The sequence below is a fragment of the Ignavibacteria bacterium genome, assembly GCA_016873775.1.
Classification (GTDB): Bacteria; Bacteroidota; Ignavibacteria; order UBA10030; family F1-140-MAGs086; genus JAGXRH01.
In genome coordinates this window covers 1-10,348 of sequence record VGWC01000085.1, presented here as the reverse complement: position 1 = coordinate 10,348, position 10,348 = coordinate 1, and the positions used below count along the sequence as shown (strand labels likewise).

Below are 10,348 nucleotides of genomic sequence, written 5' to 3'. Positions count from 1 at the left end.
TTTTTTTGTGAAAACGATTGCGGCGGTATAACTGAGAAAACCAAAGCAATCATTAAGAACGTAAATGTTTTACGGTACATAAATATTAACTCCGTATAGATTTGATTGTAGAAAAAATATGTGAATTTGACTTCACTCAAACTAAAAAAGTTGGAAAGTAGTTCCGAGGAAAATAGCATAGAAAAAAATTGTATTCCTTTTCATTTTCGCAAGACGGTTTTATCAATATTCTTTGCCATCAAGGAGTGAATTCGTAACTTTGTTTCACATTTTTTAGGAATCCCACAACAAATGATGTATAGTATGACGGGCTACGGTTCTTCAGAAGTAGCCGACAATGGTATAACAGTGAAAGCAGAAATCCGAAGCGTGAACAGTCGTTTTTTAGAAATAGTTGCTCGTCTTCCTCGTTCATTAATTCTCAAGGAAAATGAAGTCAAAGAAATTATTCGTTCAAAACTTTCCCGCGGAAAAGTAAATGTTTCGATTACTGTTGAAAGAACAAAATCATCGGAAATTCCTGTTAAACTCAATGTTTCTGCCGCCAAAGCGTACGCATCGTTGCTTGATGCATTAAACGATGAATTACGTCTCAACGATACGATTTCATTAAATCATATTTTAAAATTTTCTGACGTGTTGGAAGTTGAAGAAACACTTCCGATTGATAATCAAGAATGGGAGGTTTCACAAAAAGCGCTGCAACTTGCGTTGAACGACTTATGTCATATGCGCACAAACGAGGGGAGAGAGTTAGAAAAAGATTTGCGTTCTCGCCTGCAATTAATGAACAGTACCATTTCTGAAATTGAAAATCTCGCAGTAACGCGAGTTCCAACAGCGCGGGAACAATTGCAGCAACGCATCATAGAATTATTACATGATAGAGCAATATTAGATAATCAACGACTTGAACTGGAAGTTGCATTGCTTGCAGATAAACTTGATATAACGGAAGAATGTGTTCGGTTTAGAAGTCATCTTTCTTATTTTGACGTGCTGGTTAATGACGGCGAAAACGCAGGAAGAAAATTAGGATTTTTATTGCAAGAAATCAATAGAGAAATCAATACCATTGGTTCAAAGTCAAATGATGCAAATATTTCTCATCTCGTAGTGCGGGTAAAAGAAGAATTGGAGAAAATCAGAGAGCAGTTACAGAATGTCGAATAATCGGAAGAGTCGCGATTCGGCAAAATTATTTGTTCTTTCTGCGCCAAGCGGAAGTGGAAAAACAACGCTTGCTCGCGCAATTTTAAAACTGCACGACGATTTTATTTTTTCAATTTCTGCCACAACTCGACAGCAGCGTCCCAAGGAAATCAATGGTAGAGATTATATTTTTCTCTCGAAAGAAGAATTTGAACAAGGAATATTGAACAATGAATTTGTTGAATACGAAAATATTTATGGAGAATACTACGGAACATTGAAACAACAAATTGTTTCTGCATTAAACAACGGGAACAATGTTCTTTTCGATGTTGATGTCAACGGAGCATTAGCCATTAAGAAAACCTTTCCGAACGAAGCGACATTAATTTTTATTGCACCGCCTTCGATAGCAGCATTGGAACAGCGTCTTCGCGGAAGAAAGACAGAAATAGAGGAACGAATTTTAACACGATTGAGCCGTGTTCCAATGGAGATGGAAAAACAGCAAGAATTTGATTATGTTATTATCAACAGTGAATTACAAAAGGCAATCGAAGAAATCGAAGAAATTATAAGAATTCAATTACAAACAAACACAACTACAACTCATGTCCATACGACCAATAGAAATAACTGATTTAGAAAAACGCGCGGCGAATGTGTACGAAGCAATCGTTATACTTTCAAAACGCGCTCGGCAAGTGAATGAAGAACAAAAAATAGAATTCAATCAGCGTGTAGAAATTCTCAACGCAAAAATGAAAATTGATGATGACGGTACAAGCGAAGTAGAAACACCGCCGCATCCCGACCAAATTCTTGTTGGAAGAGAATTTGAACGAAAATATAAACCATCGGAAAAAGCAATTGATGATTTTCTTTTTGATAAATTATCATATCACTATGAAGAGAAACCAACAGAAACGATAAGTAGCGAGTAATACGTTCGTGTTGCACGGTAAAAAAATCATACTCGGTGTTTCTGGTGGAATTGCAGCAATAAAAATTCCTATTCTTCTTCGCTCATTGCGAAAAGAGGATGCTGATGTATACGTAATTATGACTAAAGCGGCGAGAGAATTTGTCACGCCGCTTTCTCTTTCTGTGCTTTCCCAGCATCCGGTAATTTGCGATATGTTCACAGAACAAAACGTTTCATTTGTTGATGCTTCCACATGGCATATTCAACTTGCAATGTCCGCAGATGCGATGATGATTGCTCCTGCTACTGCGAATATCCTTGCAAAACTTGCGCACGGTATTGCCGATGATGCGCTTACAACACTTGTCCTTGCTCTACGATGTCCGCTTGTGCTTTGTCCTTCGATGGATGATGAAATGTGGAAGAATAGTGTAACTCAAAAAAATATTTCGCTGCTCAAAGAACAGGGACATTTTATACTGTTTCCTGAATCGGGAGAACTTGCGAGCGGACTTGTTGGAATGGGACGTTTACCAGAAACAGAAACAATGGTGAAATTTTTATCTTCTGTCTTAAAAAACTCATACCGAGATTTTGAAAACAAGAAAATACTTATTACTGCTGGTCCAACGTACGAATCCATTGACCCCGTGAGATTTATTGGAAATCGTTCATCGGGGAAGATGGGGTTTGCGCTTGCAAATGCAGCACAGATTCGAGGCGGAAAAGTTACGCTGATTTCCGGTCCAACGCATTTGCAAACTCCTCAAAACATTCATCGCATCAATATTGAAACAGCAAACGAAATGATGCATCAAGTTATAGTAAATGCAAAGAAAAGCGATATAGTTATTATGGCAGCAGCAGTGGCAGATTTCACTGTAAAAAATCAGTATTCGAAAAAAATAAAGAGAGAACGAAAATTATTTGAACGCTTTTATATTGAATTGGAATCAACAAACGATATACTTCGGTTGCTTGGTGAACAAAAAAAATTGAAAAAGACAAAAACTATTCTTGTTGGTTTTGCGTTGGAAACTGAAAATGTCATAGATAATGCAATGCAAAAATTACATTCCAAGAATCTTGATATAATAGTGAGTAATAACGCTTTAGAGAAAGATGCGGGATTCAATGCGGATACAAATCGAGTAACAATTATCTCTAAAAATGGGAAAACTGAAACATTGCCGTTGATGGAAAAATTTGATGTTGCTAATGAGATTTTGAACAGAATATCTTCGTTGTCGAATATACAATGAGCAACTTTGATGAAAAATTCAATAAGTTATTGGAGAATGTAGAAAAGTTTGCCCAACAGGAATTTGCATTATATGGTAACGCATTATATTGCGAAGAAGCAAAGAGTAAGACACGCCCAATGAACAACGAGCAAGAAACATCGTTATTCACGGAAGATTTTCAGAGCGTTCCATCGTTAGAAGACTTCCGTACACAGATTTGCAATTGTATGAAATGTTCTTTGGGAAAAACGCGAACTCAATTTGTATTTGGCGTTGGAAATCCCAACGCCGACATTATGTTTATTGGAGAAGCGCCAGGAGCAGATGAAGACGAACAAGGAGAGCCGTTCGTTGGTCGTGCTGGGCAATTATTGAATAAAATTTTAGCCGCGATTGAATTGAAGCGTGAAGAGGTGTACATTTGTAATATACTCAAATGTCGTCCTCCGAATAATCGCGATCCGTTGTCTTCGGAAGTTGAACAATGTCTTCCGTATTTATGGAAGCAAATAGATTTAGTGCAGCCGAAAATAATAATGTCGCTTGGAAGAATTGCAGCGCAAATGTTATTGAACACGAAGGATTCTCTTACAAAATTGCGCGCATCGAATTTGTCGTATCGTGGAATTCCAATGTTGGTTACGTTCCATCCTGCAGCATTATTACGAAATCCAAACTGGAAACCTCTCGCGTGGGAAGATTTTAAGAAACTTCGAGCAATGCACGAACGCGGAAAATAATTGTATTAAATATTTATTATGGCGAAAAAGAGAGAACAACTCACTCACGCAATTGATATAAACAAAATTACTGTCGAAGGGAAAAAACCTCCGCAAGCAAAGGAAGTTGAACGTGCAGTTTTAGGAGGAATGTTATTGGATAAATATGCGGTAACAAAAGCAATTGAACTTTTGTATGAAGATGTATTTCATTCCGAAGCGAACAGAAAAATATATCAAACAATGGTGAATTTATTTGAGCGAGGAACTCCGATAGATATCGTTACGGTAACGGAATCAATGCAAGCGAATCATATATTGGAAGAAGTTGGCGGTGCGTATTATATCAGTGAACTTTCGCAAGCAATAACAAGCGCAGCAAATATTGAAGCACACTGTTATATTTTAATTGAGCGCGCAATTTTACGTGGCATCATCGCTGTTTCAAATGAAGCGATAACTTCAGCATATTCGGAATCGGAAGATGCGTTGAATTTACTCGATAAAGCCGAGCAGCGCATATTTCAACTTTCCGAACGAAAGATGCGGAAAAGCGCGATATCATTGCACGAGGCAGTCCATCGGGTGATGGACAAAGTAGATAAAATTCATGGGAAACACGATGGAATAACGGGAATTCCATCGGGATATAAAGAACTCGATGAAGTAACAGGTGGATTTCAAAATTCAGATTTGATTATTATTGCTGGGAGACCAAGTCAGGGAAAAACAGCATTTGCATTGAACATTGCCCATAATGCATCTTTGCATCGAGAGAAAAAAACTTCTGTTGCTATTTTCAGTTTGGAAATGGCAACAGACCAATTAGTTCAACGATTGATTTCTTCAGAAGCAAGAATAAATCAGAATTCAATCCAACGAGGAAGATTGACGACGGATGATATGAAACGTCTTGCTCGTGCTGCTGGCGTATTATATGATGCAAAAATATTTATTGATGATTCTCCTGCGCCTACAATTTTGGAGATACGTGCAAAATCCCGGAGATTAAAAACTGAGCATGGCATTGGTTTAATTATTGTGGATTATTTACAACTTATTCACGCCGCAGAACGAATTGATAGCAGAGAGCAACAGATTTCGTTGATTTCGCGTTCGTTGAAAGCATTAGCAAAAGAACTGAAAGTACCAGTTGTAGCACTGTCGCAATTAAATCGCGGAATTGAAACGCGAACAGGGGAACACAAGCGTCCACAACTTTCCGATTTGCGAGAATCGGGCGCAATTGAACAGGATGCAGATTTGGTAATTTTTGTTCATCGTCCGGAAACACATAACGTGAAAGAAATTACGGATAAATACGGAAACAAAATTTCATCAGAAGGAATTGCACAAATCATTATCGGAAAGCATCGCAACGGACCGCAAGGTGAATTTATTTTGCGATTTGAAAAAGAGTTGACAAGTTTTAAGGAGATGGATACCGTTCACGATGATAAAAATATTCCACCGGAAGCAATAGGTGATGGTGGTACTCCATTTTAAAAAAAACAAACCTTGAAGAAAATACATCAAGGTTTATTGCTGCGGAGAGGGAGAGATTTGAACTCTCGATACAACTTTACATCGTATGACGGTTTAGCAAACCGTTGCCTTAAGCCGCTCGGCCACCTCTCCAGAGGAACGTTTGTAAAAAAACTATTTAGAGATTTTATTTATGAAAACATTACGCTTCGCCAACAACTGTTGACGAAGCGATAAACAAATATTCATAACACTTTTCTGAAAATATTTCCATAAAAATGCGTGTCAAATCTACAAATTTCTTTTCTCTTGAAAAAAATGCGTTACTGTGGTTAACGGTTGTTGGAATTCTTTTTTTTATACCGTGTTGCAAAGATAAAACAACGATGCCTAAAGAAACATTTATTTCGTTCTATGCAGAATTGTTGCTTTTGGATTCGCAGAAGTCAAACGGAAGAGATTCGTTGCGGATACAACAGATTGAACAAAATGTTACAAAACTTTTAAAAAAATATAACACGTCGAAAGAACAAATTGTAATGACGGCGGAAACATATTCCTCATACCCCGAACAGTGGAAGCAAATAATGGATTCTGTTTCAGAAAGAATGAAGAATAAACATTTTCTTCCCAACTCCAAATGAATTTTTGTTGATTAATATTATTTGCGAACGACTCTATGAAATCCATTTCTATCTTTCAAAGCAAAGAACAGTTTCGTGTGAATAAAATTTTTTGTATCGGAAAAAATTATGAGGAACATGCAAGAGAGATGCTCAGTGATATACCCGATGTTCCCGTTGTTTTTATGAAACCTACAACAGCAGTCATTTCAAGTCATGAAACCATAGTTATACCTTCCATTTCTCAGCAAGCGCATCACGAAGTTGAGTTAGTTGTTGCGATTGGAAAGGAAGGAAAAAACATTTCGGTATTAGAAGCGGAAGATTTCATTTTTGGGTATGCGGTTGGTTTGGATATTACGTTGCGCGATGTTCAGTCGGAAGCGAAGAAAAAGGGTTTGCCTTGGACACTAGCAAAGGGATTTGATACTTCTGCGCCTATTTCTTCAATTGTGCCGAAAAAATATTTTTTACAGAACTCCATTGAATTTTTTTGTAAAGTCAACGGAACTGAACGACAGCGAGGAAAATCAACGGATATGATTTTTTCTCCGTGTGCGTTGATTTCGTATCTCTCAAAATATTTTACGATTGAAGTTGGTGATGTTATTTTTACCGGAACACCAAGCGGAGTAAGCACAGTACAAGACGGCGATTATATTGAAGCCGAATTAGTTGGTTTTACTGCACTTGAGCATCGTATCGTTGTTCGATAATTATTATTTTCAATGAAAACTATTTTGCTGTTTATTTTCAGTTTGTGTGCATTGACTGTTTTCTCGGTATGGAAAAATATAAAATCCGCTGCAGCTGAAAATACTTCCCAAAAAAATGTTCATGGAAATGCGCAGCAAAAAAACGAGATTGATTTTTTTTCCAATTTCATTTGGCCAACAGATGCAAGCAGAACTGTTACGAACAACTTTGGTGCGTTCAGAAAATCGCATTTCCACGAAGGCATAGATATCAGCACGAATAGAAGAACGGGTTACAAAGTGTTTGCGATAAAGGATGGATATGTGTCACGCATTTGGGTTTCGCCGAATGGCTACGGAAAGCAATTAACGATGAAACATACTGACGGCACAAGTTCAAGTTTTTCTCATCTTGAGGGATTTCATGAACGGCTCGAAGAGATTGTTCGTAACGAACAGCAACGAATCGGAGGTTATGAAATTGACATTGCATTTACAAACGAAAAGTTATTTTTTTATCAGGGAGAAATGGTTGCATTTACAGGGGAAACTGGTGTTGGACCTCCACATCTACATTTTGAAGTGTATGACAATTATATGAATCCCGTCAATCCGTTAAAAATTGAATCGTATAAATTTGAAGATAATAGTCCTCCGATAATTGGACGACTGTTAGTAGTTCCTCTTCGTACTTCCTCACTCATTGATGGAATGTTTTCGCACAAACGATTTTCTACAAAAAAAAAATCTGCCGGCAATTATTCGATAAATAAGCCGATTCATATTTCGGGTTCAGTTGGATTTGCAGTTTATACTGAAGATATTTATGACGCAAACCGCAAAATGTCGGGATTATATACGGTGCAATTTTTTCTTGATGATTCGCTTGTATACGAAGCAAACTATGATTCTCTTCTTGAGGGAAACGCGAAAATGATTGCGTTGCATTATAACTATTCGTTGATGCGAAGCGAAGGCGCGGAATTTCAAAAATTGTATGTTGAAGAAGGAAACCGTTTGCCGCTGTATCGAATGAAAACTCCATTGAGCGGAGCAATTCAATCTGAACATTTAACACCGGGAGAACATCATTTTAAAATTATTTCAAAGGATTTAGCAGGAAATTATTCGATATGCAACGGAACAATTTTTTCAAATCATATTCCTGAAGTTTCTCAACTTCAGATGAAAGGAAAGTATCTCACGTTTTTTTTGAATAATAATACTGTTGATGAAATTTTATTTTCTTCAAAAACAATGTATGGTTCGTGGAAAACAAAACGAATGAATATTTCCGAAGTTTCTAAAATTCATTCGAATGCGGAAACGGAACTTATGATTCCAATTTCAAAAAAAGAAGGAGATGTTCTTCGTATTGTTGCGCGTACGGTGTATGGGACTTCTTCATTTCCATCGTTCTATTATTTTAAGAAACCTGCAACCCTGCTTCCTTCTGTAAAATTTGAAAAAGAAATGTTTGGAAGTGAAATGATGATTCGTATCAAAGCGAATGGTGCGTTTACGAAAACGCCAATGCTTGGAATTCGCGAAGGAAGCGAAGATAAAAATATTTCAGTTAAGGCGTTGAATGAATATGAGTATCAAGGTTCCTATTTTCCTTCGACAACTTTTATCGGCGAACGAGTTGCTGAACTGCGTGCTGAAATTGACGGTATAGTTTTTTCTGCTGCCGATACATTTTCGTTGTATCCGATTCATCCATTGAGGCGCGGAGAAATCTATACAAGAGATGGAGGAATGAAAATAACGTTTGAAAAAAATGCAGTGTATCAGCCATTGTTTTTTTCTTATTCAGAAAAAAATAGTAAAAAATTTCGAACGTACTCGTTATTTCCAGAAGATGTAATGCTCGATGGAGGTGTGAATGTAACATTGTTTTATCCGCAAGAAATAGAATCAAAACATCTTGGATTATTTTTTCAAGACGGAGCACGATGGAAATACTTATCATCAAAAAAAGATACTGCGAATTGCACGCTGACTTCTAAACTCACACGTACTCTTGGAATAGTTGCATTGTTTGTTGATTCTGTTTCTCCGACATTAACACGTTTGAAAATTCGCGGAACGGAAACGCCGATTGTTTCATTTGGCGTTCACGATGATTTGAGCGGCGTGAATGTGAACGATGCAAAAATATTTATAGATGGGAAACTCATTGTTCCGCAAGTTAGTGAAGGAGGAACTTATTCTGCAACGTTGAATGGATTGCACACAGGTAAACATTATCTCAAAATAGCTGTGAAAGACAGAATGGGAAACGAAACCATTATGGCGCAAACGGTAGCGATACGATGAAGACAAGAGAAGAACTGAAGCGAGAATCCACAGAACGAAAAAAACAGCAGAACAAGTATTTGCAGAAGCGAAACGCTATTTGTCAAATGCAAAAGAAACGATTGGAGAAGCGGCATTGATTCTACGGGGAAAATATATGAAGATGCAAAATATGTTCGAGAAGGAGCGTGGCTTGCTTATCTTGCCGCATTAAAAGCATTGACGAATGGCTTGTTGAGAAAGGTTTTTCATCTGATAAACTTCCAAAATCCATTGACGAATACTGGGCGTTGCGGAAGAAGATTCCGCATAATGGCCCATTCACTTCTAATTTTACGCTTGTATATCAAAACCTTCACATCGGCACATATTATCAGGGTATTATTTCCGTGAATGTAGTAGAAGAAGGTTTGAAAGCAGTGAAAGAGATTATTGAAATGTTGGAAAAGTGAAAGTAATTTGTTCGTTTCCAAAGCAGTACCGTTCATTCGATACTGCTCTTCACGGCGAGACTTCGTCTTTTTTTGTCTTTACAATAGTAGTATTTTCAGCACAAAATTTTTCAAAACATAAAATTAGAGAATGTCAGAACTATCAAAACAATATTCTCCGAAAGAAGTCGAAGAGAAGTGGTATAAACTCTGGGAAGAGAAGAACTATTTTCACGCAACAGCAAACGCAAAGAAGAAACCCTACACGGTAATGATTCCGCCGCCGAATGTTACGGGAAGTTTAACGATGGGGCACGTGTTGAATAATTCCATTCAAGATGTGTTTGTGCGCTGGAAACGAATGTGCGGTTATGAAACACTCTGGATGCCGGGAACTGACCACGCAGGAATTGCAACACAAAATGTAGTCGAAAAAAGTTTAGCGAAAGAAGGAATCAAACGCAAAGATCTGGGACGCGAAAAATTTCTCGAGCGCGTGTGGCAATGGAAAGAACAATACGGCGGAACGATTATCAAGCAACTCAAAAAACTCGGTTGCTCGTGTGATTGGGAACGCGAACGATTCACGATGGATGAAAGACTTTCCGAAGCGGTGCAGGAAATTTTTGTGCGCTTGTATGAGAAAGGATTGATTTATCGCGGGAAGTATATCGTCAATTGGTGTCCGAAAGACCATACCGCGCTTTCCGATGATGAAGTGAATAATGCCGAACAGCAAAGCAACATTTGGTATTTGCGCTATCCCGTGATTGAGC

General features: G+C 37.7%; 11 protein-coding genes and 1 tRNA gene. 11 read left to right on the top strand and 1 reads right to left on the bottom strand.

Translation table 11 applies throughout. The features are described from left to right. The first annotated feature begins 249 nt into the window (after nt 1–249). Genes FJ218_09985 through dnaB form a run of 6 tightly spaced genes read left to right on the top strand, consistent with a single transcriptional unit; the run spans nt 250 to nt 5,546 of the window. Nucleotides 250–1,173 (top strand): YicC family protein, encoded by a 924-nt coding sequence (locus FJ218_09985; protein MBM4167229.1) that lies wholly within the window; start codon nt 250–252, stop codon nt 1,171–1,173. Further along, on the top strand, nt 1,163–1,792 hold the full coding sequence (locus FJ218_09980; GenBank protein ID MBM4167228.1) for a guanylate kinase: 630 nt from the start codon (nt 1,163–1,165) through the stop codon (nt 1,790–1,792). The genes FJ218_09985 and FJ218_09980 overlap by 11 nt, the downstream gene beginning before the upstream one ends. Next, nucleotides 1,764–2,096 carry a hypothetical protein gene (locus tag FJ218_09975; protein MBM4167227.1) on the top strand — a complete coding sequence of 111 codons (333 nt, stop codon included), beginning with the start codon at nt 1,764–1,766 and terminating at the stop codon, nt 2,094–2,096. Before FJ218_09980 ends, FJ218_09975 begins: the two co-directional genes overlap by 29 nt. 7 nt (nt 2,097–2,103) lie before the next feature. Then, entirely contained in the window at nt 2,104–3,339 is a 1,236-nt protein-coding gene (gene coaBC / locus FJ218_09970; protein MBM4167226.1) for a bifunctional phosphopantothenoylcysteine decarboxylase/phosphopantothenate--cysteine ligase CoaBC, read from the top strand. Further along, complete coding sequence (locus tag FJ218_09965; protein MBM4167225.1) at nt 3,336–4,061, top strand: uracil-DNA glycosylase; 726 nt, start codon at nt 3,336–3,338, stop codon at nt 4,059–4,061. The genes coaBC and FJ218_09965 overlap by 4 nt, the downstream gene beginning before the upstream one ends. 18 nt (nt 4,062–4,079) lie before the next feature. Next, nucleotides 4,080–5,546 carry a replicative DNA helicase gene (dnaB, locus tag FJ218_09960; GenBank protein ID MBM4167224.1) on the top strand — a complete coding sequence of 489 codons (1,467 nt, stop codon included), beginning with the start codon at nt 4,080–4,082 and terminating at the stop codon, nt 5,544–5,546. Nucleotides 5,547–5,588: 42 nt separating this feature from the next. Here dnaB and FJ218_09955 read toward each other — a convergent pair. Beyond that, nucleotides 5,589–5,678: transfer RNA gene (locus FJ218_09955), tRNA-Ser, on the bottom strand. 125 nt (nt 5,679–5,803) lie between these two features. Between FJ218_09955 and FJ218_09950 the strand changes: the two genes are divergently transcribed. The 5 genes from FJ218_09950 to FJ218_09930 all read left to right on the top strand — a co-directional run. Beyond that, complete coding sequence (locus FJ218_09950; GenBank protein MBM4167223.1) at nt 5,804–6,169, top strand: DUF4296 domain-containing protein; 366 nt, start codon at nt 5,804–5,806, stop codon at nt 6,167–6,169. Nucleotides 6,170–6,204: 35 nt separating this feature from the next. Continuing rightward, the gene (locus FJ218_09945) at nt 6,205–6,864 is read left to right on the top strand and encodes a fumarylacetoacetate hydrolase family protein (GenBank protein ID MBM4167222.1); all 660 of its coding nucleotides are present in this window, start codon (nt 6,205–6,207) and stop codon (nt 6,862–6,864) included. 12 nt (nt 6,865–6,876) lie between these two features. Further along, entirely contained in the window at nt 6,877–9,162 is a 2,286-nt protein-coding gene (locus FJ218_09940; protein ID MBM4167221.1) for a M23 family metallopeptidase, read from the top strand. 167 nt (nt 9,163–9,329) lie between these two features. Beyond that, entirely contained in the window at nt 9,330–9,593 is a 264-nt protein-coding gene (locus tag FJ218_09935) for a hypothetical protein (protein MBM4167220.1), read from the top strand. Nucleotides 9,594–9,723: 130 nt separating this feature from the next. After that, nucleotides 9,724–10,348, top strand: a 625-nt coding sequence (locus tag FJ218_09930; GenBank protein ID MBM4167219.1) for a class I tRNA ligase family protein, incomplete at its 3' end; no start/stop codon positions are given.